The organism is Vibrio sp. Isolate22 (assembly GCF_022398115.1).
Taxonomy (GTDB): domain Bacteria; phylum Pseudomonadota; class Gammaproteobacteria; order Enterobacterales; family Vibrionaceae; genus Vibrio.
Genome location: NZ_JAKEUW010000011.1, coordinates 1 through 25,741, shown reverse-complemented (window position 1 = coordinate 25,741; position 25,741 = coordinate 1). Strand labels below are relative to the sequence as shown.

Annotated in this window: 18 protein-coding genes; 6 read left to right on the top strand and 12 right to left on the bottom strand. The window is 46.6% G+C overall.

Annotated elements, in window-relative coordinates:
- Positions 1 to 17 precede the first annotated feature (17 nt).
- The 5 genes from L1D55_RS08610 to L1D55_RS08590 form a co-directional block, all read right to left on the bottom strand.
- Positions 18 to 1,025 carry a LacI family DNA-binding transcriptional regulator gene (locus L1D55_RS08610; RefSeq protein WP_128163344.1) on the bottom strand — a complete coding sequence of 336 codons (1,008 nt, stop codon included), beginning with the start codon at positions 1,023 to 1,025 and terminating at the stop codon, positions 18 to 20.
- A gap of 296 nt (positions 1,026 to 1,321) precedes the next feature.
- Entirely contained in the window at positions 1,322 to 3,340 is a 2,019-nt protein-coding gene (locus L1D55_RS08605; protein WP_239917148.1) for a methyl-accepting chemotaxis protein, read from the bottom strand.
- A gap of 199 nt (positions 3,341 to 3,539) precedes the next feature.
- The gene (locus tag L1D55_RS08600) at positions 3,540 to 4,880 is read right to left on the bottom strand and encodes a carbohydrate porin (protein ID WP_239917147.1); all 1,341 of its coding nucleotides are present in this window, start codon (positions 4,878 to 4,880) and stop codon (positions 3,540 to 3,542) included.
- A 373-nt stretch (positions 4,881 to 5,253) separates the two neighbouring features.
- Positions 5,254 to 7,314, bottom strand: coding sequence for a prolyl oligopeptidase family serine peptidase (locus tag L1D55_RS08595; RefSeq protein ID WP_239917146.1), 2,061 nt, complete (start codon positions 7,312 to 7,314; stop codon positions 5,254 to 5,256).
- A gap of 11 nt (positions 7,315 to 7,325) precedes the next feature.
- Complete coding sequence (locus L1D55_RS08590) at positions 7,326 to 8,243, bottom strand: LysR family transcriptional regulator (RefSeq protein ID WP_239917145.1); 918 nt, start codon at positions 8,241 to 8,243, stop codon at positions 7,326 to 7,328.
- 234 nt (positions 8,244 to 8,477) lie between these two features.
- On the opposite strand from L1D55_RS08590, the gene L1D55_RS08585 reads away from it, so the two are divergent.
- The 3 genes from L1D55_RS08585 to L1D55_RS08575 all read left to right on the top strand — a co-directional run bounded on the left by L1D55_RS08585 (position 8,478) and on the right by L1D55_RS08575 (position 14,521).
- A complete protein-coding gene (locus tag L1D55_RS08585) occupies positions 8,478 to 10,172 on the top strand; it encodes an L-lactate permease (RefSeq protein ID WP_239917144.1) in 1,695 nt (564 codons plus the stop codon).
- A gap of 202 nt (positions 10,173 to 10,374) precedes the next feature.
- Complete coding sequence (gene lldD, locus L1D55_RS08580) at positions 10,375 to 11,514, top strand: FMN-dependent L-lactate dehydrogenase LldD (protein ID WP_239917143.1); 1,140 nt, start codon at positions 10,375 to 10,377, stop codon at positions 11,512 to 11,514.
- Between the two features lie 151 nt (positions 11,515 to 11,665).
- The gene (locus tag L1D55_RS08575; protein WP_239917142.1) at positions 11,666 to 14,521 is read left to right on the top strand and encodes an FAD-binding and (Fe-S)-binding domain-containing protein; all 2,856 of its coding nucleotides are present in this window, start codon (positions 11,666 to 11,668) and stop codon (positions 14,519 to 14,521) included.
- 106 nt (positions 14,522 to 14,627) lie between these two features.
- Here L1D55_RS08575 and L1D55_RS08570 read toward each other — a convergent pair whose 3' ends face one another.
- From L1D55_RS08570 to L1D55_RS08540, 7 genes are all read right to left on the bottom strand, one after another.
- A complete protein-coding gene (locus tag L1D55_RS08570) occupies positions 14,628 to 14,870 on the bottom strand; it encodes a hypothetical protein (protein ID WP_171367543.1) in 243 nt (80 codons plus the stop codon).
- A gap of 113 nt (positions 14,871 to 14,983) precedes the next feature.
- On the bottom strand, positions 14,984 to 16,720 hold the full coding sequence (locus L1D55_RS08565; RefSeq protein ID WP_239917141.1) for an ABC transporter permease subunit: 1,737 nt from the start codon (positions 16,718 to 16,720) through the stop codon (positions 14,984 to 14,986).
- A 4-nt stretch (positions 16,721 to 16,724) separates the two neighbouring features.
- Complete coding sequence (locus L1D55_RS08560; RefSeq protein ID WP_239917140.1) at positions 16,725 to 18,236, bottom strand: ABC transporter substrate-binding protein; 1,512 nt, start codon at positions 18,234 to 18,236, stop codon at positions 16,725 to 16,727.
- 47 nt (positions 18,237 to 18,283) lie between these two features.
- Entirely contained in the window at positions 18,284 to 19,135 is an 852-nt protein-coding gene (locus L1D55_RS08555) for an ATP-binding cassette domain-containing protein (protein WP_239917139.1), read from the bottom strand.
- Positions 19,132 to 19,890, bottom strand: coding sequence for an ATP-binding cassette domain-containing protein (locus L1D55_RS08550; RefSeq protein WP_239917138.1), 759 nt, complete (start codon positions 19,888 to 19,890; stop codon positions 19,132 to 19,134). Before L1D55_RS08550 ends, L1D55_RS08555 begins: the two co-directional genes overlap by 4 nt.
- Positions 19,891 to 20,099: 209 nt before the next feature.
- The gene (locus L1D55_RS08545) at positions 20,100 to 21,437 is read right to left on the bottom strand and encodes an MATE family efflux transporter (RefSeq protein WP_239917137.1); all 1,338 of its coding nucleotides are present in this window, start codon (positions 21,435 to 21,437) and stop codon (positions 20,100 to 20,102) included.
- A 210-nt stretch (positions 21,438 to 21,647) separates the two neighbouring features.
- Positions 21,648 to 22,517 carry a helix-turn-helix domain-containing protein gene (locus L1D55_RS08540; protein ID WP_239917136.1) on the bottom strand — a complete coding sequence of 290 codons (870 nt, stop codon included), beginning with the start codon at positions 22,515 to 22,517 and terminating at the stop codon, positions 21,648 to 21,650.
- A gap of 115 nt (positions 22,518 to 22,632) precedes the next feature.
- Here L1D55_RS08540 and L1D55_RS08535 point away from each other — a divergent pair, with 115 nt between their 5' ends.
- From L1D55_RS08535 to L1D55_RS08525, 3 genes are all read left to right on the top strand, one after another.
- Positions 22,633 to 23,781 (top strand): PLP-dependent aminotransferase family protein, encoded by a 1,149-nt coding sequence (locus L1D55_RS08535; protein WP_239917135.1) that lies wholly within the window; start codon positions 22,633 to 22,635, stop codon positions 23,779 to 23,781.
- A gap of 261 nt (positions 23,782 to 24,042) precedes the next feature.
- The gene (locus tag L1D55_RS08530) at positions 24,043 to 25,032 is read left to right on the top strand and encodes a rhodanese-related sulfurtransferase (RefSeq protein ID WP_239917134.1); all 990 of its coding nucleotides are present in this window, start codon (positions 24,043 to 24,045) and stop codon (positions 25,030 to 25,032) included.
- Between the two features lie 178 nt (positions 25,033 to 25,210).
- On the top strand, positions 25,211 to 25,468 hold the full coding sequence (locus tag L1D55_RS08525; protein ID WP_004737050.1) for a YdcH family protein: 258 nt from the start codon (positions 25,211 to 25,213) through the stop codon (positions 25,466 to 25,468).
- Positions 25,469 to 25,741 lie beyond the last annotated feature (273 nt).

The following is a 25,741-nucleotide window of genomic DNA, read 5'->3' as shown; positions in this document are numbered from 1 at the left end:
TCTATCCTTAATATTTTTTATAGGGTAACGAGTAAATCCGATACCGAGTTTCTAGTGACCAACGTCGGCAGCAATTTAAAGTTCACGTCATGTTTAATTTTCTTTAGCTTTTGCAGAGTGAGCTGAACCGCTTCAATGCTCATCTCTTCAATAGGGAAATTAATAGTGGTCAAACTAGGGGTCAGATAACGCGCGAAGATGGTGTTATCGAAGCCCACAAGAGAGATGTCTTTTGGTACCGACAACCCCTCTTTATGCAGAACTTCGAATGCGCCAAATGCCATGTGATCGTTTGAAGCGAACACTGCAGTGAAGTGACACTTACGGTTGATGAGCTTTCTCATGGCACTGATGCCAGTCTCTTCGGTAAAACCCGCCTCAGAGACTAAGGCTTCATCGTATGGCACACCCGCTTCTTCCAAAGCCTTGCGATACCCCTGCAAACGCCCCCTAGCGTCTGCTTTATCTAAAGGCCCGGTAATACACGCGATATCTTTATGCCCCTTTTGTAAAAGATATTGAGTAGCGAGTAGCCCCCCGACTTCGTTATCAATATCAATACAACTCATCGCCATTTCTGGGATGAAGCGGTTAATTAAAACCACAGGGGTCCCCTGTTCTTCCAATTCAATCAAATAATCATCACTGAGCAGTTGAGTATGAAGAATCAAAGCATCGACACGACGCCCCAACAGAAACTCCACCGACTCGCGCTGCCCTTGTTCAGTATTAGACCCCGCAGTAACAACAGCGTGGTAACCAAAGCGGCGTAGGTTTTCTTCTATGCAGTGCAAAATGCCTGAGTAGAAAGAGCCACCCAGTTCAGGAACAACAACACCCACACTGCCAGTACGACTTGAAGCCAAAGCCTGAGCGATAGAGTTTGGGCGATAACCCAACTCTTTGATCGCCTTTTCAACCTTTAGCTTCTTGTCGTGGCTCACTCTACTGGTGCCGTTAATCACTCTAGACACTGTCGCTTGAGACACACCTGCATGCTCTGATACGTGTTTAATTGTTGCCACTCGAACCTCGATACTTCATTAGCTTGTAACCGCTTACAAAACGATTATTAAGAAATTACGTATTCCTTGAAGTGAGTGTCATCACACTAAACTTGGAGGTAAAAAGGCAGGATTTGGAAATCTTGAAAGCGCTTACAGATTGGCTTGATGCCATGAAACTGTTTCATGAGATTATTGTTAATATTATCAGGATGACATTTGGTTAATTACCGTTCAGATCAAAAAGCAGCTCGAAACTAAAAGAACAACGCCCAGCAAAAGCTGGGCGTGAAATGATGTGAGAAGACCAAAGGACGCTAACGATCGCAGGCAGGTTGTTCCGCAAGCTTAAACTCTTGAGTTAGTGAGAATTGCTGCTGCGACATGGTTTCAAGCTGCTGCCCATGAGAAAACAGAACCTGAGATCGTTGAGAGTTGTCTTCTGCCAAGGTGTGTATCAGGCTGATGTTTTGTGTGACTTGAGAGGCGACCACTTGATGCTCGGTAGTCGCTGTCGCAATCTGGTGACTTCTTTGCTCTACCTCGTTTAACAGAGTGGACACCTTTGATATTGAGCCATTCACCTCACCGGTTTGTTCAACACATTGAACCATCCCCGCTACGCATTGGTTGATTTGCTCAACCGCAAGCTTAGAACTGGTTTGCAACTGTTCAATCTTGTTGTGTATCTCTTGCGTCGAGGCATTGGTTTTGGCTGCTAACACGCGAACTTCATCGGCAACTACAGAAAAGCCTCGCCCCTGTTCACCCGCTCGCGCCGCTTCGATAGCCGCATTCAATGCCAACAAATTGGTTTGCTCAGATATCCCAGAGATCACGTCCAGAATCGAGCCAATACTGGCACTATCACTTTCAAGCTGGCCGATGGTCGTTGTTGATTCTGCTAATTTGCGTTCCAAGCTACTCATCAACTCGACGCTTTTGTCCATCGTCTGCTGACCATAATTAGAACTCGACACCGCTTCGGTCACCAGAGTTAACGTTTGGTTAGCTGCTTGAGTTATTTCTGTCACCGAACACTCGATTTGCTCCATGGCCGTTGCTACCATCACGGTCTGATTGGTTTGGTCTTGCATAGCCTCACTCAAAGAGCGGCTAGTACTTTGGTTCTCCAAAGATGCTTCTTTTAAGCGCGTTGACGATTGGCGCATGTTCTCAATCATTTCAGTCAGATGACTGATCACTAAGTTGACCTTGTCGCTCACTGAGCCGAACTCATTATTGGCTTGATATTGCACCATCGTGCTCAAGTCTTTATTGGCAACTTGGTCTAGTGCACTTTGCAACAACTTGCTTGGTTTACGGATTCCTTTGGCGATATTCAACCCGATCAGCAGAGCAATAAGTACGGAAGCAAGTGCAATAACCCCCTGCATCACAAGGGCTTGCTGTGAAGAGTCCATCGATTCGTGATACAGGCGTGTTGCGGTATCTTCTGCGTATAGAGAAAGCTCATCAAAGTGACTCAGCTGCGCATCAATCAGCTGTTCAATTTCCTGATTTTGGAGAGAAATAGATTCATCAAGTTTCACGGTTGCTTTATGAGTAGATACCGAGCCGCTAGATGAAAATGCGTGTGAAGCGAGCAGTGATAAAGACTGTTGACTGCGACGTAGTAAAGATGAGTCCAGATTATCTAAGTCGGTTACCGCTTGTTCGAATCGCTCTTTGCGACTTTGTAGGCGTCGCTCTACCCCGCGAACTTCTGATGACGTTTGTAATGAGAATGCCTCATTAGCCTCTGCCGCAATCAGGCTTAGTTGCACCAACAGAGCTTCGACCGCTTTTTGAGTCTGCTCTGAATCCGCACTCGCGAGTTGATTCACCAAGGTATTATTAAGCTGCCCCACCACAGATTGAAATTGCGCTTGCCCCATCGAGCCGAGATCTTTGCTATCCAAATACTCAACGTAAAGTTCCAATACTCGCTCTATCTTATCGATAGTCGACACGCCGGTTTGAGTGATGTTGTTAAGCATGGCTTCCATTTGTGAACCAACTGAGCCCTTGCCTTCGAACCAATTCAATTGCTGCTGATATTGCTCAATGTTATTCAATACGGTCAGTTTCAGTGGTTCGAGTTCATCTATGTAATTGGCGGATAAATACGGCGTGATGCTGCGATTAATGTCCAGAAACCGAATGGTCAAGGTGGAAGATTGAAGCATAAGTGGCGTAGCTTGCTGGGTGATGTTTTCAATTCGAGTAGTAATATCTTTATTGCTACTGATACTTAGCCATGCGGAACCTAGCATGCTCACAATCAGCACGAAGAAACCTAAGTAAACTCGAGACACGATGGAAGAAAGTCTCATAGTGGATCCTTGATCTAGTAGCGAAAAAAAGGGCACAAAGAATGTGCCCAAGAATGGAGTTATATAACGTGCCCTAATCAATCTGCCTTTAGGGCTAAAATGGACAGTATTTACGTACTATTGAAACGCATGGATATTCGAAAGCATGGCTCTTTGAAAATATGCCGGATTCAAAGAGCCGCTGTTTCTATATCAGTGATTACCACCAAGCTTCAAACATTGCACCGAACGACAATGTATCTACATTCGTTGTCTTCACAGTGTTGCCTTTAGTTTCTACATCACCCACTGTTGTGTAGAAACGAAGCATTGGACGGCTCCAAGGTAAACCACCTAGAGAAACGTTTTGAGAAAGCGTTACTTTCCATGCGTTCTCTTCACCGTCGTCATCGTAATCAACCATGCCGTAGCCCGCTTCTAACCATGTAGAGTGAGCATCATTCCATTGGTATTGTGGACGAACGATACCAGCGTATTCCGTGTTCTCGCGGTCTAGATCAGAACCAGAGTTGTCTTTGTACGACACTAAGTAATCAATGATGAATTGCTCAGATGCTGCGTAGCTACCTTCCAAACTTGCGTAGAAGGTTTGGTAATCACCTTTCAGCTCAAATACAGATGAGTCTGCACCATCACCATACTTCATAACTAACTTGTTAGACTCGCCTAGACCTAAAGTCGCACCGATTAAGTATGCTGTTTCATCACTGACTTTTTGACCCGGTGTTACCACTGGTTCCATTTTGTCTGTAAGAGGATTATATACATACTCAGTCGTAGTAGAAGTATCAGCTTCATCAGAAGCAAAACCGTAGTTTGCGTAAAGATCTAGGTTACCGATACCAGCGTTGATGCTATGCAGTTTTGCAGTCACAGCGTATCGACCATTGTCATTTACAAGGCCGCCTTTCACTTGGCCTACAAAGCCCATGTCTAGCTTGGCACCACCAAAGTCTAAGTTGTTAAAACCAGCACCTTGACCATCGTGTGTCATCCAGAAGTAATCGTTCAAACCTTGTTGCGGACGTTGATGGAAGTCACGACCAGCCCACATGTAAAGCTCAGGCTGACTTTCAAAGACGTTGGTTACACCAGCATACATTTTTTTCATGCTTAGGCCGCCGTCATCAGCCCATGCGTCAGCTTCCCAGTGGTCAGCCATGAATACGATGTCCCAGATAGCGCCGTTGTCTGCCTGGAAAAGCTTAGCTAACTGAACTTCACCGCCGTTGGCTTCGTTACCTAAACGACCAACAGAGCGACCTGTTGTACCGATGTCTACGTAACGCTCATCACCACTTTTGTAGTGAGCGCCGTAACGAGCATAACCAGAGAAGACGATACCGTCTGGTACATTGGTTTCTGCAGTCAGAACCGCTTGTTGTTGATCATCAACATACTTGATATCACCAACTTGAGATTCCAGCTCTTGGATTCGTTGTTCCAGAGCGGCAAGATCCGTTTCTGCAGCAAAAGAAGAGATTGAAGCAAGCGAAGCCGCCACTGCGACCGTTATTGGCAAAAGCTTAAATTTTTGCATTGTAATTCCCTATTATTTTTTTGAGTTTTCATCGAACAGGGAAATATTAAGCAATGAAAGCGTTGAAAAGTTGGTCGCTGTTCACACTGATAAATTAGGTCAAGAGCCATGAAACTTTTAGAAAAACCATACCCAAAACTATTAATTTAATATCAGAAACTTAGAATAAAAAGTGCGTGAAATATCAGCTTGAAATCGCTTTCATTTCATCAATAATGGCGGGGTCTATCACGGAAAACAGTGTATGAAAATGAGGGAAATACGGTGCAGTTTTGACGGATTTTCATATATATGAAAAGCCTCAAAATCTATCATCAATTTTGAGGCTTTTTAGTTATGGTCAAATATCTATTTTAATTGATTCAAGACATCTCTACGGCGTATCAAGAGACTCAACACCCATGTTGAATAGCGTAAATGCATAAATATCTGCAGTAAGATCGATAGCTTTACTCAATGGCATTCCAGCACCGTGCCCCGCATTAACATCAATACGAATCATGACAGGCGCACCGCCGTCATGCTTATCTTGTAGCTCAGCAATGAACTTATAAGAGTGAGCAGGCACCACACGGTCGTCATGATCAGCGGTCGTAACCAGTGTTGCTGGATAGTCGACGCCACGTAGCACATTGTGAACTGGCGAATAACCAAGCAGGTATTCGAACATCTCTTTACTTTGTGCGGAGGTACCGTAGTCATACGCCCAGCCTTCGCCAGACGTGAATGTGTGGTAACGCAGCATGTCTAATACTCCAACAGCTGGCAAAGCCACTTGGAATAACTCCGGCCTTTGAGTCATACAGGCACCCACCAGCAGACCACCATTAGAGCCACCGCGAATCGCTAACTTGTCGCTACTGGTGTAGTTTTCTGAGATTAGGAATTCTGCTGCAGCGATAAAGTCATCAAAGACATTCTGTTTCTGCTGCTGAGTACCCGCTTTGTGCCACGCCTTGCCATACTCACCGCCACCTCTCAGATTGGGAACTGCGTATACGCCACCCAACTCCAACCAACTGCCCACCGTTCCCGAGAAAGACGGGGTTAGGCTGACATTAAAGCCACCATAGGCGTACAGCATGGTTGGGTTATTGCCGTCCAGTTTTATTCCCTTCTTATAAGAGATAAGCATCGGAACCTGAGTGCCATCTTTCGAGGTATAGAAGATCTGCTTAGATTCAAATTTGTCCGACTCAAACGGAGACTCAGAGTGCTGATAGATTTCCGAGTTGCCAGATTCAACATCAAACGAGAAAATAGTCGGCGGCGTAACATAGTTGGTAAAGGTGTAATAAAGCTGCGTTTGTTCTGTTTTCCCACCCAAGCCGCTGGCCGTTCCTAATCCTGGCATGTGGAGCTCTCGAACTAGGTTACCTTGGTAATCAAGCTGATCAATTTTGGATACCACGTCCACCATGTAGTGCGCGAACAAGTACCCTCCACCTGTACTGATATCTAACGGCTGTGGCTTTTCTGAGATGATATCTCGCCACTGCTCAGTACGTGTGTCAAAGCTCACTACCTTACCGTTCGGTGCATCGAGATTGGTGTACAGAATGAAGGTCTCATCTTGGTTATCGATGAGATACGTGTCGCTATCCACATGATCAATCAGCGTGTTCAACGATTGTTCTTGTGAGTTTAAATCCATATAAAACAGTCTGTTACCAGACGTGGACTCTTTCCCAAGAATAATTAAGTAGCGATCATCTTCGGTAGTGTAGCCAGACACATAGCGGTGTTGCTCATCGTTGTTTTCGCCAAAGATCACCTTGTCATTGGCTTGCTCTGTACCTAATTCATGGAAGTACAGCTTGTGCTGTTCAGTGCGAGCAGAAAGTTCGCTACCATCGGGCTTATCGTAACTGGAGTAGTAAAAACCGCGATTGCCTAACCAAGAGATTCCGGTAAATTTAGCGTCGTTGATTTCCGTTTCGAGCTGCTGCTTAGTCTCGGTGTCAATCACGAAGATCTTACGCCAATCACTGCCGCCCTCAGAAATACTGTACGCCACTAAGCTATAGTCTTTCGAAAATGACACTGAGCCCAGAGATGTGGTGCCATCTTCCGAGAAGGTGTTCGGGTCTAAGAATATTTCGGTAGGCTGCCCCTCTTTCTGACGATAGAGAATGCTGTGGTTTTGCAAGCCATCATTCTTATAGAAGTAGGTGTAATCGCCTCGGACAAACGGCTGTGAGCTCTTTTTGTAGTCTTGCGCTTTTGCTAAACGTTCTCGCAGTTCTGCGCGGTAGGGAATTTGAGCAAGGTAATCAAACGTGACTGCATTTTGGCTCGCTACCCACTGCGCGGTTTCATCACTTATGTCGTCTTCTAACCAGCGATAAGGGTCTTCGATTATCTGACCAAAGTAGTCATCGCTGACAATCTGTTTATTGGTGATTGGATATTGATACTCTTTTAAATAGCTCATCGTGATCCTTATTAAAAATAGTGAGAAATCGTCAGGTAACGCGTTCTTATGTGTTCAATCAGTAACTTAATCTTGTTGGGCGGCTGGCGAGTAAAAGGGTAAACCGCATAAATACCCAACTTCTTGCCCACCAAGTCAGGGAATATGTCCACCAGCTGACCATTGCGAATATCATGATAAACCAGACAGCGCGGCACATACGCCACACCATGTCCGCCCAAGGCGGCTTTTCTTAACGCGGTCGCGTTGTCCGTCGAGAAAGAGCCCGAGACACGCACGATATATTTGTCGTTGTCGGTACAACCGTCTTTACTGTGCAGAAACTGCCACTCACTCGCTCCAGTGGTTTGATAAGCGTATTGCAAGCAGTTGTGCTCAACTAAGTCCTTGGGCTGCATCGGTTTACCGTTCTTGGCGATATACGAAGGCGAGGCACACACCACCCATTGTGAGTCCAATATATGTCGTGCAATCAAGCTGGAGTCTTCTAGGTAACCGGTACGAATCACCAAGTCCAAACCATCTTCTACTAAGTCAACAAAGCGATTGTCCAGTGACATATCGACCGTTAAACCTGGATGCATATTACAAAACTCGGCAACGGCGTCTGCCAGAATCAAATCTCCAGAGATAGTAGGCACTGACATTTTGATATGACCGCTGACATTTTCACCAAAGCCTGAAACTGCGTCCATAGCCTCTTGAGCCGCCTGCTTCACATTTTTGGCTCCGTGCAAAATTGCCTTACCCGCCTCAGTCAGGGTCAATTTACGCGTCGTTCGATATAATAATTGCACGCCAATTTCTTCCTCTAGGCGTGCAATTCTTTTACTAACTACCGAATTTGTAAGGTTATTTTGCTCTGCCACCTTACTGAAACTGCCCAGTTCTACTACCTGTGAAAACAGGATCAAATCGTCTGCTCGCATCTGATTATGCCAATTTTGGAATTAATTATTTTCATTATTTCCCTATATCAATAAAAAATAAAGGGGTAAATTCACGCCAAATTAACAAAACAATTACAAAAGAGTCATTCCAATTACAAGATTCGCACCCAAATGGTTCCCGTTTAGAGGCCAATAGCGAGTCAAAAAATGACAACCCATAACGTGTTATCTACTTCAAACATGAACGTTTGAAAACAGTACGAGGAAGTACCCATGAGTGAAACTCTACTAGCTCTATTGGCCTTTTCACCAATAGTTGTTGCAGCGATTCTGCTGGTCGGCCTGAACTGGCCTGCGAAAAAAGCGATGCCAGTGGCATTTGCATTAACCGTTGCTATTGCCCTATTTGCTTGGGATATGTCTGGCACTCGCGTGTTGGCCTCTGTGTTCCAAGGTTTCGGTATTACCGTGTCGGTTCTCTGGATTGTGTTCGGCGCCATCTTCTTATTAAACACTTTGAAACACACCGGAGCTATCATCACCATCCGCAACGGCTTCACGGACATATCCGCTGACCGTCGTGTTCAGGCGATCATCATCGCTTGGTGTTTTGGTTCCTTCATTGAGGGCGCATCTGGCTTCGGTACTCCCGCAGCTATTGCAGCGCCGCTACTGGTTGCTATCGGCTTCCCTGCGCTTGCTGCGGTATTGATGGGCATGATGATCCAATCGACACCAGTATCATTCGGCGCGGTGGGTACACCTATAATCGTTGGTGTGAACAAAGGCTTGGACACACACAACATCGGTGAAAGCCTGATTGCTCATGGTTCTACTTGGGACGCTTACCTACAACAAATCACCTCAAGTGTGGCGCTGATTCACGCCTCTGTGGGTGTGATGATGCCAGTGTTGATGGCGATGATGCTGACTCGTTTCTTCGGTAAGAACAAAAGCTGGACAGAAGGCTTAGACATTCTACCGTTCGCACTGTTTGCTGGTGCAGCTTTCACTATCCCTTACGCACTAACCGGTGTCTTCCTAGGCGCTGAGTTCCCATCTCTAATTGGCGGTCTGGTTGGCCTAGCAATTGTCGTTACAGCAGCAAAACGTGGCTTCCTAGTACCGAAATCAAAATGGGACTTTGAGAGCGAAGACAAATGGCCTGCTGAATGGTTAGGTTCTCTGAAAATTGACCTTGATGACAACAATCAAGGCCATAAGAAGATGAGCATGGCGATGGCATGGGCACCATACGTGCTGCTGGCTGTGACTTTGGTTGCGAGCCGCGTGAGCCCTGAGTTTAAAGGTCTCTTGAAGAGCGTTAGCCTATCGTTCAGCAACATCCTTGGGGAAACCGGTGTGAGCACTGCGATTCAACCTCTTTACCTACCGGGCGGTATCTTAGTATTCGTGGCATTGGTTGCTGTTCTGATTCAAGGCCGCAGCGCAGCGCCACTGGCAAAAGCGTTCGGTGAATCAAGCAAAACACTAATCGGTGCTGGTTTTGTACTGGTGTTCACCATCCCTATGGTTCGTATCTTCATCAACTCTGGCGTCAATGCAGCTGACCTCGCGAGTATGCCGGTAACAACAGCAAACTTCGCCGCTGACCTTGTGGGCTCTGCTTTCCCTGCGTTGAGTGCGACAGTGGGTGCTCTAGGTGCCTTCATTGCGGGTTCAAACACAGTATCAAACATGATGTTCAGCCAGTTCCAATTCGAAGTAGCGCAAACTCTGACTATCTCAAGTGCAGTCGTCGTTGCCCTACAAGCTGTTGGTGCAGCAGCTGGTAACATGATTGCAATTCACAACGTAGTAGCCGCTTCGGCAACGGTAGGCTTGCTAGGACGTGAAGGTGCAACACTACGTAAAACCGTTATCCCAACGTTCTACTACTTGGTGATGACAGGCATCATCGGTCTAGTGGTTATCTACGGTTTCAATATGACAGACGCACTTATGTAAGCCATAAGTCGTCACCAAAGCACTTGGCGTTAATACTCAATTCCCCGACAGCAACACCGTCTAATAAGACAGTTGATGAGTTCCGGGATGGACACTAGAACACATCAACACCCACGGGTATTAACGCCATTTTCCCGAATTAAAGCAGCCCAAACCAAGCTCTCAAAGAAGAGCAACATCCCAAGAATTTAGGACTGAAATTATGATCATATCCGCATCGACTGATTACCGCGCCGCAGCAAAATCGAAATTACCTCCGTTTCTTTTCCACTACATTGATGGTGGTTCTTACGGAGAGCACACCCTACACCGCAACACGGCTGACCTTGCTGAGATTGCGCTAAAGCAGCGCGTACTCAACGACATGTCGGATCTAAACTTAGAAACCGAGCTGTTCGGCGAGAAGCTTGCGATGCCAATCGCACTGGCGCCAGTTGGTTTAACGGGTATGTATGCACGACGCGGTGAAGTACAAGCCGCCAAAGCCGCAGACAACAAAGGCATCCCATTTACCATGTCGACCGTGTCGGTGTGCCCGATTGAAGAAGTCGCGCCTAAGATTGAGCGTCCAATGTGGTTCCAGCTTTACGTGCTCAAAGATCGCGGTTTCATGAAGAACGTACTAGAGCGTGCAAAAGCGGCAGGCGTAACCACATTGGTCTTCACTGTTGATATGCCCGTACCCGGTGCACGCTACCGTGACATGCATTCCGGAATGAGTGGACCAAATGCAGCAGTACGCCGCGTATTCCAATCTGTGCGTCATCCTAGTTGGGCAGTTGATGTCGGCTTGCTGGGTAAACCACACGACCTAGGCAACATCTCTACTTATCGTGGTTCTCCGACCAAGCTGGAAGACTACATCGGTTGGTTGGGTGATAACTTCGACCCGTCGATTTCATGGAAAGACCTAGAGTGGATCCGTGATTTCTGGGACGGCCCTATGGTCATCAAAGGCATTCTTGATGAAGAAGATGCAAAAGACGCGGTAAGATTTGGCGCAGACGGTATCGTCGTTTCAAATCACGGTGGTCGTCAGCTTGATGGTGTTCTATCTAGTGCTAAAGCGCTGCCTTCAATTGCTGATGCAGTTAAAGGCGACACCAAGATTCTGGTCGACTCTGGCATTCGCACAGGCTTAGATGTGGTTCGTATGATGGCACTTGGCGCAGACTGCACCTTGCTTGGCCGCTCTTTCGTATACGCATTAGCAGCTCAAGGACAAGCCGGCGTTGAGAACCTGCTCGACCTTTACGACAAAGAGATGCGCGTTGCCATGACATTAACTGGCGCAAAGACAATCAAAGACTTAACTCGTGAATCTTTGGTGGGGTTAGATTAAGTCCGTTGATTCACTGTAATGCTTTGGTCTACTTAGACTGAAGTTCAATCGGTGTCACAGCAATTCCACTGCCGTTGTGACACCGTTTAAGCACTGGAAAATAAAACAAAAAAACAAATCAGTGCCAAATAAGAAGCACAAGGAAGCAAAGATGGAAGCAAACACATCCCATGAGCGAGTAATTGACCCGAAGGCTTATCAGCAGCTTGAGGCGATACTGGCTCAAAAAATAGAAACGGAACGCATTGTCACGCAAGAGGCAAAGCGACTGGCTTACGGCACCGACGCGAGTTTTTATCGCTTGGTGCCGAAAATGGTTCTAAGGCTTAAAAACCTAGACGAAGTAATATTCACCATCCAAAGCTGTCGTGAACTGGGCATTCATTTTACCTTCCGCGCGGCAGGTACCAGTCTTTCAGGACAAGCGGTTTCAGATTCTGTACTTATCACTCTGACCGACGATTGGCGTGGCCATGAGATCGTCGATAACGGCAATCAAATCATTCTTCAGCCCGGTGTGATTGGCGCCGATGCCAACAAATACCTTGCCCCATTTCAACGTAAAATCGGCCCCGACCCAGCTTCAATCAACACCTGTAAAATCGGTGGTATCGCCGCAAACAACGCCAGCGGCATGTGCTGCGGTACCGCGCAAAACTCCTACCGCACTGTCGAAAGCATGAAAGTCGTCCTAAGCGATGGCACCCTACTCAATACAGCAGACAGTACTAGCGTTGAATCATTCAAGCAGTCACACAAAACGCTGTTTGATGGTATTGCTGAATTGCATCGTCAAACCAGCTCGAATCAAGAACTCGCCGACAGAATCCGCCACAAGTATCGCCTTAAAAACACTACGGGCTACGCGCTCAATGCATTGGTCGATTACCACGACCCTATCGAAATCATCAAACACCTGATGATTGGTTCAGAGGGCACGCTAGGCTTCATCGCCGAGATCACTTACAACACGGTGATTGAGCACCCAAATAAAGCCTCAGCTCTGCTTGTGTTTGCCGACATCGAGCAAGCAAGTAAAGCCGTAACTACACTGTCCAAAACTCCGGTTGCTGCTGTTGAGTTAATGGATGGTAGAGCGCTGCGTTCTGTCGCGGATAAGCCGGGTATGCCTGCGTTTATGCCAAACTTGGATTTAGAAGCAGCGGCTATTTTGGTAGAATCACACGCCAGCTCCCAGCAGGAATTAGATTTACAATGTAAATCAATTTTGGATGCATTGGCTGATTACACGATTATTGAATCTGTTCCTTTCACGTCCGATCCGAAGATTGTCGCTACCCTGTGGGGCATTCGAAAAGGCATGTTCCCAGCCGTTGGTGCAGTGCGTGAAGTCGGTACGACCGTCATCATTGAAGATGTTGCTTTCCCAGTTGAAAACCTAGCGAATGGTATTCGAGAGCTGCAAGAGCTGTTCGATAAATACGACTACAGTGAAGCAATTATTTTCGGTCACGCCCTAGAAGGCAACCTGCACTTTGTGTTTACCCAAGGTTTTGATAGCCAAGAAGAGATCGACCGTTATGGTGGTTTCATGGATGACGTTGCCGAGCTTGTCGCCGTGAAATATCAAGGTTCTCTGAAAGCGGAACACGGCACGGGCCGCAACATGGCACCTTACGTAGAATTGGAATGGGGTAAAGATGGCTACGCCTTGATGCAACAGATCAAAGCGCTGTTCGATCCAGAAAGACTGCTCAACCCTGGCGTTATCATCAACGACAATCCAAACTCCCACATCACAGACTTAAAGCCAATGCCCGCTGCCGACGACCTTGTCGACCGCTGTATTGAATGTGGGTTCTGTGAGCCTGTTTGTCCGTCTCGTACACTCACCTTATCACCTCGCCAACGCATCGTGCTGTACCGAGAACTGCAACGCCGCCGAACTGCAGGTGAAGAGATAGAAGCCAGTGAACTAGAGAAAACCTTCGAATACCAGGGTATTGATACCTGCGCGGCAACAGGCCTGTGTGCTGAGCGTTGTCCGGTAGGCATTAATACGGGTGACTTGGTGAAGAAGCTTCGTGTTGCCAAGTATGAGAAGTTCACACCAATTGCTAAGTGGACAGCCGATCATTTCTCGACCACCACGAAGCTGACCAAAGCAGGCCTCAAGACCAACCAAGTAGCGAGTAAAGTCTTGGGTGCAAACACCGTCGGCAAACTAACTAATGGCCTGCGCTCTGTGACCAAAGGCGCGACACCGATTTGGATGCCAGAGATGCCGCAGTCCAACAGTCACTCGCTCACGGCTTCACCAATGACAGCCGCAACGTCGAATAACACTAAAAAAGTGGTTTACCTTCCTTCATGTGCCAGCCGAACCATGGGGCAACAGAGTGATGCGGGCGACCAACGTCCTCTTACTGAAGTAACCATGTCTCTGCTCAACAAAGCTGGTTTTGAAGTCATCCTGCCTAAGAAATTAGACGACCAGTGTTGTGGTATGCCTTACGACAGTAAAGGGATGAACGATCTAGCTCAATCGAAAGCACAACAGCTCGAAGAAGTCTTGTGGCAAGCGAGTCGTCAGGGTGAATACCCAGTATTAATGGACACCAGTCCATGCGCCAAACGCAGTATTGAGCAGTTCACCAAGCCGTTAGAAGTACTAGAGCCGACAGGGTTTGTGAATCAATACTTGCTAGAGCATCTGACGCTTGAACCACTTAAAGAGACCGTGATGCTGCATGTCACTTGTAGCTCCCGCCGAATGGGCTTAGAAGGGGCGATGTTAAACCTTGCGAAGGCCTGTACCGAAGAAGTGATTGTTCCAGAGCATATTCAATGTTGTGGCTGGGCGGGTGACAAAGGCTTCACTACACCAGAACTGAATGAAGCAGCAGTACACCCACTTAAAGAACAAGTACCCAGCAACTGCACTCGTGGTTTCAGTAACAGCCGAACCTGTGAGATAGGTTTATCACACCACAGTGGTATTCCATATCAATCGATCTTGTATTTAGTGGACGAAGTGGCGCAGTAGCTTCACTCCTACTGCGAGCAATGTGCTCTAGTTTAAAACGAAAAATGGCAGCCCAATCAGGCTGCCATTTGTTTGTTCGATTTGAAACATGTTATTGAGCTTACAGTTAGAGAGCTAAGCGCATCAACTCTTCTGGCGAGTAGTGTTCTGCCTCTGCACCTTTGGCGATTAGGTCAATCACTTGGAACTCACTCATATCACCAAACTCTTTGCTCAAGTAATCACGGAACGCTTTTTCGTTCGGCCATTTTCCTCGCACGATATAACCCTCTTCTTTGTCGAAATCTTCCGTCTCAAAGAAAGAAAAGTCGGTCATACCAATATTGTGGCAATACAAAACGAGATACATGTTGAATCCTTTACACTTTAATAGGGTCTATTGAACTTTCGAGCAGTTCTAAAAGCAGGCCTAAGGTTACAACATAAATACCCAACCGAAAACTCAAGCCCCTTGCTGACTCTTTAGTCATCAAACATCATGTTGATAGCCGCACCCAGCAGGATAAGCCCAATAATTGGTCCCATTACCGCTAGTGGTGCACGTTCAATATATGGCAAGTTCTCTGCAATCATTAAACCCCATTCCGGTGTTGGTGGTTTTGCCCCAAGTCCGATGAAGCTCAGTGAGGTCAAGCTTAGAGTGATGACTGGTAACCTCAACAACGCATGTCTTAGTAGCGGCGGTAACACATAAGGAAGCAAGTAGAAGCGGAAGATTCTCAGCTTGCTGGTGCCCCACAATGGCGCGAGGTGCGTATAGGGCTGAGCCTTAGCTTCCACGATTAAACTAGAACAGTGCGCCGCTAATGGCGCCCAAGACACCAGTACAATCGCAATTAATGCGCTGTTTGGATTCATCCCTGTTAAGCCAGCAACCAACAGGCCAGCAATGATGTAAGGAATACCCTTAGTGATCTCGATAAGGCCTTGGCTAAAGCGAGTATTGAAGCCCATGATAATGCCGGTCACTAAGCTCAAGAAGGTTGCCAAAATACCCGCTTGGAAGGTTGCGACCATACCAGAACCGATTCTCGCTAACAGGTCTCGCCCAATGCCATCGGCCCCCAAAGGTGCTTGCCAGCTCGGTGATGCCAAACGTGCAAATTGACTGGTGTATGGATCTCGGAATGCAGCCCAAATCACGATAGCAATTAGGAATGAGAAGATCGCAAAAGCAGTGACACGCTTGGCGCGGCTCTCGGTAAAACGAAACGAAGAGTGGCTGCTGATGAGCTTGCCGCTTTTCAGGCTATGGCCCAGAATCAATTGCTGAACAAACAGGCTGATGCTGCTTACTGCAATCGAAAACAGCAACAATACTAATAAGCCGCCTTGCAGCATTGGTAGATCTTGCGCTTTAGCAGCACCAAGAATCATGCGTCCGATACCGGGAATCGAAAAGATCAGCTCAACCGCGACTGCGCCACCAGTTAAACCAATCACGATCATCGCTATTTGTGGGATTAAGCTGCTCAACGCTCTTTTCAGCGCAAAGCGAATAATTTGGTTGGAGTGAACATTAGCACTGAGCCAAGTGATCACCCAAGGTTCATTAAGAACGCGTTGTAAACTGTCTCTGAGTAAACGACTAAACAGGCCGCTAGCAGGCAGTGCGAGCGCTAAACTCGGTAGCCAGATGTCTTGCCAGCCTTGCCAACCATAAGGTGGTAGCCAACCTAACCAGATTGAGAACACCAGTATTAATACCGAAGCCACCACGTACTCTGGCAAGGATATTAATACGGTGCTTAAACTGCTGTAACTCTGCCCTAATTTGCCCTTCTTCCAACTGCGCAAGGTAGCAAGTAGGCCTGCACCACACAGTACGAAAGTCATCACCAGTGCGCTAGACATCAAAAACAGAGACGTAGCCGCTGTTTTTTGTAGGCCTAATGCAACCGAAGAACCATCTATCCATGATGTACCTAAATCTCCAGAGAAGGCACTGCCAACCCAGTCGATTAGGCGCTCACTTGCCGAACGGTCCAGCTGTAAATCAGCTCGCACTGCGGCTAAAGCTTCAGGCGTAAGCAGGTGTTGTTGCCCCGCCCTCGCTCGCAGGATGGATTGACTTGGGTCGATGCCGGCAATGTCAGGCATCAAGCCAACAAGAATCACCACCACAATCAGTGAAGCGATTCTTGATAGCCAAGGCGTCAAGATAAACAAGGTTCGACGCAGAGTTTCAGCAGATAACATTTATTTAGTTAACCTGTGTTGCCGCGTTAACTTGAGTCGTTTGATCAACTAAGCGACGCTCACTTGGGTCACGAACTACATTGCTTACACGTTCGCTCTCACCTTGAATCACACGTTCGTGAAGCAGTGGAATAGCTGCGAAGTCATTAAGTATTTTTTGCTCAGCTTCGATGATCGCTTGCTGACGCAGTGCACCTAGTGGTTGCAGGTCTGCGTGAGTCAATGCTTTGTCTACTTCTTGAGAGCAGAACTGACCAAGGTTAAATGAACCCTTACAGCCAAAGTCACTCATCATGTAAGCCACTGGGTCACCAGAATCCAAAACGGTTGCACGAGAAAGGATGAACGCATCAAACTTGCCAGACAATGCATCGTTTTCAATCTGAGCGTATTCACGGATATCCAGCTCAACTTTAAAACCAGCCGCTTCAAGTTGCTGTTTAAGTAGTGCAGCTACTTCTGGAAGCTCGGCACGGTCAGTAAAGGTACCGATAACAATGCTCTCACCGTTAGCTTTTAGCGTTTTGTCTACTGCCTGACCTTCAGGTCGAATCGGCGCGGCCCAAGCAAGAGCGGGACCTAGAAGACCTTGTGCGATGTCCGCGTGATTTTCGTACACAGTCTTCACGATTTGCTCACGGTCCACAGCCGCTGCTGCAACTTTACGTAGGTTGATATCGCTAAATACACCCGACTTGTTGTTCAGGTAAAGCGTGTTGGTACGAGGCATTGCCACTTCATAAAGCAGGCTCGAGTCAATGGTCGCGATTTGTGAAACTGGCACGGCTTCAACGACGTCTGCAGTACCTGTTCTTAGAGCAGCAGCACGTGCAAAGCCATTTGGAACATACTCTGCAATCACAGATTCAATTCTCGCCTTTTCGCCCCAGTAGCCATCAAATCGTTGGAGTTTAGCACTTGTTGTTCCGTTAATTTCAGTCAACTCAAATGGGCCAGTACCTGCACCAGTTGGGATTACACGACCATCTTCTTGGTAAGCGCTTGCTGCAAGAATCGCGAGCTGAGGACTTGATAGACGGCTTGGTAAAAGAGGATCATCAAAGCTGGTTTTGATCTCAACGCGGTAGTTGTCCAACGCTTTCACTTCCAGGTCTACACCATCAAGAATGCGAGGCTTAGGCGCAGCTTCAAGTGCTTTCTGCAGCGAGTTCACAACAGACTCTGCGGTTAATGTAGAGCCATCGTGAAATTTAACGTCCTGACGAATCGTGAATTGCCACGTCAGGGGGTCTACCTGTTTCCAGTCCGTAGCCAGCATTGGCTCAGCTTCTGAAGTTGGGCTCAGGTTAACTAGCGTTTCAGCCGTACTCCAACGCGATAACTTAAACGCATCATCAGAAAGTGGCGATAGGCCCGTTCTTGGTGGCTGCATCATCGCAACACGGATTTCAGATTTGACCGCAGCTTCGCTCGACTCTGGTTGAGAGTCAAAACAGCCTGTCAAAGGCAGCGCTAGCGCAAGTGCGCAAGCCAATTTGATTGAATTAAAACGCATAGTTGTTTTTCTCTATAGCTGTATTTTATTAATTAATGAGGTTGTGTTTAACAAGTAGATTTCGATAGAGGCTGAGATTCGATCAGCATCTGAGTCACTGGATGAGCAGGTGTGCTCATCACTTGAGGTGTCGGTCCATGCTCGACCATTTGGCCATGGTCAAGGACCAGAATTTCTTCGCAAAGCGCTTGTGCTGCGCCTAGATCATGTGTCACCAAAATTAGGCGCATATCGCGTTTCTTTTTCAATGAATTCAATAAGTCGAGTAGCCTCTGGCGATTCACCGGATCAAGGCTGCTAGTTGGCTCATCGGCAACTAATACTGCGGGTCTAACGACAAGCGCCCGAGCAATCGCAACACGTTGAGCTTGGCCCGTAGAGAGCTGATTTGGCTTGAGCGATAACAAAGACGCAGGTAAGCCAACGTCCAACAGCGTCTCTTCAATGATGCTTTGATGATTGCCAGAAACATCTAGATTGCTCAGCGGCTCGGCTAAGATCTGTCGAACGGTATAGTAAGGGTTGAGGCTAGTGTGTGGCTCTTGTGGCACCAATTGGATAAGGCGACATACCGCCGCTTGCACTTTGCTATTTCGAATCGGCAATGAATGCCCAAATAGGCTGATATCACCAACGGTCGGCGATTTCAGCCCAAATAGCAGTTCAATCAGTGTCGATTTACCCGCCCCAGAACGTCCAACAATAGCTAGGCTTTTGTCTTCAACATTAAGGTCGACATTTTGTAGCGCTTTGAACGCCTGACCACCTAACCAACGAGGAATGGAGTAATAGTGCACTCCGACGTTCTCGAACTTAATCTCAATCGGTGTAAGTGTTTCTGAATCAATCACAGGCATTGATGGCGAGACTTCTGAGTTTAGTGAAAAGGTCGAGCTCATTCGATGAGATCTCTCAATGAACAACAGAACGCGTGAGAACTCGATTCAAGCGCATGTTTCGGTGCTCCATAAGCCACCACACCGCCATCATCGATCACCAATAACTTGTCACACGCTAACGCGCTGTGTAGATCATGAGTAATAAGCAAGCCGCCAATCTGGCGCTGCTTAACATTCTCACGAATCAGCTTAAGTATCTCTTGCTCTGTTACCGGGTCTAACGCACTAGTCGGTTCATCGGCAATGATGATATCGGCGTTACTCAACAAGCCAATCGCAATACACACACGCTGGCGCTGGCCTCCGGAGATTTGGCTTGGGTATAACGGCAAAATAGTTTCTGGGTTTGGAAAGCCCAACTGAATCAACAATTCGGTGATCTTGGTTTTGTCTTTTGACTTGGGCTTAGTACGAGTTCCCGTTAGTGCCAACGTAAGCTGACCTTCAATGGAGACAAGAGGATTGAGCGCTTGAAGGGCATCTTGGAAGATAACCGCTGGTCTCTGTGCTGCAGTTCTTTGCAACATCGGTAAATCACACACACTCTCACCAGCAAAAGTAATATGACCATCCGCCTCAACAGTCTCGGGCAAGAACCCCGCAATCGCACGCGAAAGCATCGACTTACCGATTCCTGAAGGTCCCATGATCGCTAACAATTCACCTCGATATACATCGAAGCAGATATCTTGGAAAAGGGTTCTCGAAGAAGTTTTGATTGTTAACTGGTCAACAGACAAAAGTGGGGCGTTCACGCAAATACTCATAGACAGATGTTATAACATAACAACCTTATCATTTAGCTAAGGTGATGGAAAGAGAACATTGAACTGTATCGCAGTTTTTTTGCTGTTTGATTGACCAATTTTAACTATCTATCAGGTACAAAAAAGCGCCGTCTAATTTTACTGTGTAAAGATAGACAAGCGCCTTCATAAAGTTTTTGAAGTGACTTTAGATAGAGTTAATTCATCGCCCCATTAAGGCTCTCTTTTGCCGAGTAACACTTCTGTTTAACCTGAGTGATGAACGGGTACAGGAAAGCAATACGCCCAAGGTAGAACAGAGTAAACGCTAACCACAAACCATGATTGCCCCATGCACCAACTGCTAGTGCCTGGACAACCAAGAACACCAACAAAGTAGCAATACTCGAGTCACGAACCGGACGGGTTGTGCCTGTTCCAGTAAAGATGCCGTAAACCGTCAAACCAAACCCAGCCAACAGCGGAAACGCAATCAGCCACGGTGCCATCTCATAGTATAAAGCAACTAGCGCCGGAATATCGGTAAACAAGAAAACGATCAGATCTTTAAACAACAAAGTCAGTAGCGTTAGTACAGCAATAAAACCCGCAGTCCATTGGAAGTTTAGCCTTAACACACGATCAAGCATGGAAGCATTTTTCTGCCCCACAGCTTTACCCGCAAACACGCTCGATGCATTGGCAATGCCGTCGAACATGTAACTAACAATAAAAGTTACCTGCATCAAAATCGCGTTTGCTGCGAGAACATCAGTACCCAGTTTAGAACCGGTGCGCGCCATCATATTGAAGAACACCAAGATGCAGATAGTGCGTAACAATAAGTCGGTATTCGATGAGATGATTGTCGATAGGTCTTTCTTGGTCATCTTCGAACCTTGCAAGAACTCAGAGATCGAGATATTGCTCGTATTCATAACCAGCGTCATACCAATCGCAAAGGTGGTGATTTGTGCAATCAAACTTGCGTATGCCACCCCCGCAACACCTAAATCGAAATACAGGACGAACACCGCATCCAAAACAATGTTTAACACGTTGCCAAACACTTGTGTGTAAAGGACCTCTTTGGCTTTCGCCTGCCCCATCAACCATCCAATAATGGTGTAGTTGAGCAGCACAAAAGGCGCGCCATAAATCAAAATACTGAAGTAGATATGCGCTTGTTCAGCCACGTTCACTTCAGGCTCTATCACCCACATCGCCCCTTGCCAGATCAGAGGTTGTATCAAAATAAAGATCAAACCCACCAAACCAGACAGCACAAATGGGCGCATCAAACTGCCCGCGAGTTCCGAACGATCCCCTTTGCCCAACGCCATCGCGCTTTGCCCTGTGGTGCTGACACGAAAAAAGCCAAACAACCAATACATGGTGTTCATGATGATGGTGCCAATCGCGACGCCACCGATCAACTCAGCAATACCAAGTTGCCCAATGACAGCAGTATCCACCGCACCGAGTAGAGGCTGAGTAACCGTTGAGATAATGAAAGGAAAAGCGATTTTCAGATAATCTTTGTGAGTAATAGTCATGTTTACTAGCAGGTGATATTAAGAACTATTTGCAATAAGAAAGTGATGCTATCGTTTAATCCGTACGTTGTCATCTTTTAATGGGGTACATTATCAACAAAGCGTGTCTATCTTAGCCCACCTGCATAGAATCGTTGGCAGCTATTAGTCGTGCTAATTTGTCTCAACAAAAGAGCAAAGTCTGGTTCAACAAAACAGCACAACCATCGATCAGTAAAAACTCACCGGAAGATAGAAATCGAGTTCGAACACTTCATCACTATTCAAGAAATGATTCTGATGATAGTGCACATAGGCTGGTGTTGAACGCTGCTTGAAACCTGATGTAGGTAACCATTTTTCTAATACCATGCTGATCTGTGGTAGCAACTCTCCATAGCGGCCATTGAGTCGAAACACAGCATGCAAACCGCTGGGAATCACCATCTGATTAACCACACTGCGATACTTGATCGGTTCACTGATCGCGATACACGCCACATAGCGACACTGATCCATCTCAACCCAAGCAGGATTTGAATGGTGCAAACCAAACTGGGTCGAAAAATCACGCTGTTCGGCATTCGCCCACGCTTTCAATATCAACCACGCATTACGAATAGAACGGTTATAGCCAGTGTGTCGAACATAGGCTGCCATGCGCTCTGGTGTTTCCACTATTTTAGGCTCGGGCAGCTTGCGCTGTGCGACATTTTGATAACCAGCCGCCACCTCAGGATCTTTCAAATAAGGCTTTTCGGCGATCTGCAAATCGTGTTTGCGCCACTCGCCCGGAGACATATTAAAGGTCGCTTTGAACGCTCGGCTAAACGAAGACACCGAACTGAAACCACATTTATTGGCTATCTCAACCACCGACGAGCTGGTATCGAACATCAACTGATTAGCGGCATACTCCATCCGAGTGCGTCGGATATATTGGTGCAGCGACTCCCCCACCACACTTTTGAAGGTGCGATGAAAGTGTTGCTCTGAGTAGGCTGCTATCTCAGAGAGCTCTTTAGCAGACAACGGCTGGCTGATGTCTTGATGAATATGGAAAAGAACATCATTGATTCTAGATATATGTTGACGTGACATCGTTTAAATAGCATAAATGGACATGTTCAAGAGCATAAATGGACACGCTAGTTTTTACAATTGCCGTATAATATCAAGCGATAGAATAAAAACGAAAAACGACGAGACACAACACATGGAAATCGCACAGTCATTACAACAAATTCAATCTTCATATATTCGAGAGATCCTCGCTGCAGCAAGCGATCCAAACGTCATCTCACTAGCAGGTGGCCTGCCGGATGAGAAAACCTTCCCGATCGATTTAATGAAGCCAACGCTAGAAAACCTAGCGAACATGCCTGAAGTTTTCCAATACGGCTCAACAGCGGGTTACGGCCCATTACTTGATCACCTAACACAAAGCTACCAATTGCCAGAAACTCACACAGCGATGATCTGTACAGGCTCTCAGCAAGGTCTAGATTTGATTGCTCGTGCATATGTTGATCCGAATGATGTAGTGGTAATGGAAGCGCCGAGCTACTTAGGTGCGATGCAAGTGTTTGGCTTGGTTCAAGCAAACATTGTGACTGTGTCTCAAACTGAATTTGGACCTAACCTAGATGAACTAGAAACGTGCTTTGCTGAGCAATCACCAAAAATGTTCTACGCGGTGCCAGATTTCCATAACCCAACGGGCGTATGTTGGACCACAGAGGCTCGCCAAAAAGTGGCTGAGCTGTGTATCAAATACAACGTCGCGTTCATCGAGGATGCACCATACCGAGAGTTGCGTTTCACTGGCACTGAGCTGCCGTTGGTTTCGTCTTTCTGCCCTGATAACTCTATCGTTCTTCGTTCATTCTCTAAGATTGCATCACCTGGTTTACGTATCGGTGCGGTAACGGGCAAGCGCAGCTACCTTGAGCCACTGATCAAAGTGAAGCAAGGCGCAGATTTGCACTCAAGCGTTCCGATGCAAGCCCTACTGCTTGGCCTTCTAAAACACCAAGACTTTAACGTACACATGGAAAGCATCCGCTCACTGTACAAGTCTCGCTATGAAGTGCTGTTTTCAGAACTAGAAAAACAGCTGCCTGCTGACTGTGTATTAAAAGCAGTAGATGGCGGGATGTTCATTTGGGTTGAGATTCCAGAGTGCGATACTTTTGAACTGGCTAAGACCCTACTTTCAAATGGTGTGGCGGTTGTACCAAGCCCAGTATTCTATCCAAAGCCGGAGGGAGCAAAAGCTGCACTGCGCTTAAACTTCACTAACGCTAACCCTGAAGAGCTGACTGAAGCGGTGAAACGCTTAGCGGAAGTACTTAACCAAGCGTAATCGCTGATAAAGTAAGACAGATTCGATACCAAGCCCTGCTGTATTTGTACAGCAGGGCTTTTTCGTTCCTCAAACCATAAATCCACAATAAAACAGGTGATAAATAGCCCTACACTTGGTTGGTTTTTGTCCTACATCGCCTTAGTTATACTGCGGCGGATTTTAATAAGCCATCATGACGAGCTAGGCTTCAATGTCCAGCTATGATCAGAATAGGCAACCGCTCTGGATTTACGTTCCAGCTCGCAGAAAGGAAAAACCATGTCTCAATATGTTGTATGTGCTCTGTATAAATTCGTAGCACTTGATAATTACCAAGAAATTCGCCAACCGCTAACTGAGCTTCTAGAAGCCAATAACATTCGCGGTACTTTGTTACTCGCAAGTGAAGGTATCAACGGTACCGTTGCAGGTAAGCGCGAATCTATCAACGCTCTTCTTCAATGGTTCAAGCAAGACACTCGCTTAGCTGATGTTGTTTACAAAGAGTCGTTCAACGACGAACAACCATTCAACCGCACCAAGGTAAAGCTAAAGAAAGAGATCGTAACCATGGGTGTCGAAAGCATCGACCCTCGCCATGTTGTCGGTACTTACGTTAAGCCAAACGAATGGAACGACCTTATCTCAGATCCAGATGTGATCTTGGTTGATACTCGTAACGATTACGAAGTAGACATCGGTACATTCAAAAACGCGGTAAACCCAAACACGGAAACTTTCCGTGAATTCCCTCAGTACGTTGAAGACAACCTAGATCCTAAGAAGCACAAGAAAGTCGCGATGTTCTGTACAGGTGGTATTCGTTGCGAAAAATCAACGGCCTACATGAAAGAGCAAGGCTTTGAGGAGGTTTACCACCTTGAAGGCGGCATTCTAAAGTACCTAGAAGAAGTACCTGAAGAAGAGAGTATGTGGGAAGGCGATTGCTACGTGTTTGATGGCCGTGTTGCCGTTAACCACCAGCTAGAAAAGAGTGGCTACGATGTATGTAACGCTTGTCGTCTACCAATCACAGAGGAAGACAAAGCCTCTGAACACTTTGAGAAAGGCGTAAGCTGCCCTAAGTGTTTTGATAAACACACGGACGAGCAGAAAGCGCGTTTCCGTGAACGTGAAAAACAAGTTCAGCTATCAAATGCACGCGGCGAAACTCACGTAGGTGGTGATGCTGCTCACCTAATCGAGCAACGTAAGAAAGAAAAGTTGGCATACAAAGAGCAACAACGCTCTGGCAAAAAAGCGAAATAATCTCCTAGGAGAAACGTTATAGCGGTCAACGCAACTGATAGAACAAAGGGCATCAGCGAATCCAATTGGGCACGCTAATGCCCTTTTTTGATCCTAATCTCGCTTTGTGTTTTGAACCACATTTATCTTCAAAAATAGGTTCTATACTGAAGTTAATTTAATGAAAGAGGAAGTGCCAATGCTCAATGAAAACCATGCCTTTATCTTAGATTTCCCAGAGCTAAAATTAGACATTGTTCAACTCAACCACGACGACGAAAAGTTCAAAGCAGACATGCAAAAGTACCATCAGCTTGATTACGACATCCGTGAATTAGAAATATCAGGCAGTCCGATTGATGACGACAGCATGCACAACCTCAAAGTAGAACGCATGGAGCTCAAAGACGCGCTACACAAGCAACTCACTCGACATCACGCACTGAAAATGGTTTAGCCAGACTTCTAACGATACAATTTTAAAAGGTTCATCGCGGATTAGCGGGAACTAAAAACAAAAACGGTAGTAAGTGATATGGTTTAGTCGCCAAACAAAAATCATACACAAACTACCGTTTTCATGCCGAATCATACTTTCCTATCTTCATTCTGGGAAGGCTTTAAAATAGTAAAGTCTCACCAGACAGCATCACTTATTACACTGACTCTTAAACCTAACTCTGAGGCTAAATGCCTTTGCGGTCTTGAAGCCGAGGCTATCCATGAGTAT

What these genes read in the sequence shown, in the direction of transcription:
- L1D55_RS08570 (WP_171367543.1), bottom strand. Translation starts at nt 14,870, where the DNA reads ATGTATCTCGTTTTGTATTGCCACAATATTGGTATGACCGACTTTTCT.
- lldD (WP_239917143.1), top strand. Translation starts at nt 10,375, where the DNA reads ATGATCATATCCGCATCGACTGATTACCGCGCCGCAGCAAAATCGAAA.
- L1D55_RS08575 (WP_239917142.1), top strand. Translation starts at nt 11,666, where the DNA reads ATGGAAGCAAACACATCCCATGAGCGAGTAATTGACCCGAAGGCTTAT.
- L1D55_RS08605 (WP_239917148.1), bottom strand. Translation starts at nt 3,340, where the DNA reads ATGAGACTTTCTTCCATCGTGTCTCGAGTTTACTTAGGTTTCTTCGTG.
- L1D55_RS08525 (WP_004737050.1), top strand. Translation starts at nt 25,211, where the DNA reads ATGCTCAATGAAAACCATGCCTTTATCTTAGATTTCCCAGAGCTAAAA.
- L1D55_RS08565 (WP_239917141.1), bottom strand. Translation starts at nt 16,720, where the DNA reads ATGTTATCTGCTGAAACTCTGCGTCGAACCTTGTTTATCTTGACGCCT.
- L1D55_RS08590 (WP_239917145.1), bottom strand. Translation starts at nt 8,243, where the DNA reads ATGCGAGCAGACGATTTGATCCTGTTTTCACAGGTAGTAGAACTGGGC.
- L1D55_RS08540 (WP_239917136.1), bottom strand. Translation starts at nt 22,517, where the DNA reads ATGTCACGTCAACATATATCTAGAATCAATGATGTTCTTTTCCATATT.
- L1D55_RS08545 (WP_239917137.1), bottom strand. Translation starts at nt 21,437, where the DNA reads ATGACTATTACTCACAAAGATTATCTGAAAATCGCTTTTCCTTTCATT.
- L1D55_RS08595 (WP_239917146.1), bottom strand. Translation starts at nt 7,314, where the DNA reads ATGAGCTATTTAAAAGAGTATCAATATCCAATCACCAATAAACAGATT.
- L1D55_RS08530 (WP_239917134.1), top strand. Translation starts at nt 24,043, where the DNA reads ATGTCTCAATATGTTGTATGTGCTCTGTATAAATTCGTAGCACTTGAT.
- L1D55_RS08600 (WP_239917147.1), bottom strand. Translation starts at nt 4,880, where the DNA reads ATGCAAAAATTTAAGCTTTTGCCAATAACGGTCGCAGTGGCGGCTTCG.
- L1D55_RS08535 (WP_239917135.1), top strand. Translation starts at nt 22,633, where the DNA reads ATGGAAATCGCACAGTCATTACAACAAATTCAATCTTCATATATTCGA.
- L1D55_RS08555 (WP_239917139.1), bottom strand. Translation starts at nt 19,135, where the DNA reads ATGAGCTCGACCTTTTCACTAAACTCAGAAGTCTCGCCATCAATGCCT.
- L1D55_RS08560 (WP_239917140.1), bottom strand. Translation starts at nt 18,236, where the DNA reads ATGCGTTTTAATTCAATCAAATTGGCTTGCGCACTTGCGCTAGCGCTG.
- L1D55_RS08585 (WP_239917144.1), top strand. Translation starts at nt 8,478, where the DNA reads ATGAGTGAAACTCTACTAGCTCTATTGGCCTTTTCACCAATAGTTGTT.